Annotated in this window: 1 protein-coding gene; it reads right to left on the reverse strand. The window is 24.4% G+C overall.

Annotation, left to right across the window (positions count from 1 at the left end):
* Positions 1 to 402: 402 nt before the first annotated feature.
* On the reverse strand, positions 403 to 779 hold a 377-nt coding region (locus tag HZY83_RS08535), incomplete at its 5' end, for a Cna B-type domain-containing protein (RefSeq protein ID WP_179942294.1).

Consider the following 779-nt stretch of genomic DNA (forward strand, 5'->3'; position numbering starts at 1 on the left):
ATCTAGAAAAATTTTTTCATAATATGCAATACTAATAATAACAATTTACTCTGAAATAATTCGTTAAAAAATAATAAATTAAACATATTTTTAACTATTTAAAAATACAATATAAAATAATCTTAACTACATCAAAAGATTAATCTATAAATTATTTAATTAAAAATATTATAAACTATATTATTTTCACAAAAAAATAGTACAGCATTAATTCTGCACTATTTAGTGATATCATTTAATAAGATAATTTTTTATAAAATAATAAATGTTCTGCAATTAAGCATAGAGATTTTTACTATATGATGAATATTATACAACCTGAATAAAAAGTCTGCTGACAAATTGCATGTGTCAACAGTTTGAAAAACTTGATACGCTATATTTGCGTATCAAGTTTTTATATTAATTACGTTTTTTTAGTTTTAAGGCAACCAATAACGATGACAACAAAGCTAATATTCCAAATAAGTCAGCATCAGTATTTATTCCTGTTTTTGAAAGTTTTCCTTTTTTAGGAGTATCTTTCTCTTTATTTTTATCTTCTGGAACTTCAGGTATTTCTGGAATATATTTGTTTGTTATTTTATAACCATTGATTATTGTTTCATATCCAGCAACTTGGTTTTCTGTTACTGTGTATTTTATCTCTTGCCCATCTTTGAACTTCGGTAAGTTTGTAAATTCGTAACTCCAGTTATCTTGCTCACTTACTTCTTTACTTTGAACTATTTCTCCGTTTGATAATAAGTTTACCGTGATACTTGTTGGACGTTTGCCAT

Origin of the sequence: Gemella sp. GH3 (genome assembly GCF_013415425.1) — a bacterium.
In the GTDB taxonomy this organism is placed as follows: Bacteria; Bacillota; Bacilli; order Staphylococcales; family Gemellaceae; genus Gemelliphila.